Here is a 227-nt window from a genome sequence, read left to right as displayed (position 1 = left end):
AATGGGTGTTTTAGTTGTATAAAGCTTGGCAAAAGCCACTTTACTATAGGTGTCTACAAAGGTTTGCTGACAGACACGACCAACACCTTTTAATGTGCCAACATAAAAGGTATCTTGGGACCCTAAGTAACCCGGGTGAGCTGTTTCTATTTCACCGCATCAAACTTCTTCTTCTCTAAAGCAATAATTTGAGCCTCTGTCAGAATGATACCCTCAGCTGCTACTTT

1 pseudogene is annotated in these 227 nt (G+C 41.0%); it reads right to left on the bottom strand.

Annotated elements, in window-relative coordinates:
• Window positions 1-227, bottom strand: a pseudogene (locus tag Ltuc_RS14040) (IS481 family transposase); the annotation flags it as partial.

This window comes from Legionella tucsonensis, from assembly GCF_001468035.1.
In the GTDB taxonomy this organism is placed as follows: domain Bacteria; phylum Pseudomonadota; class Gammaproteobacteria; order Legionellales; family Legionellaceae; genus Legionella; species Legionella tucsonensis.
Note: the sequence above shows the minus strand (reverse complement) of the source record. Positions and strands in the feature narration are given on the sequence as shown.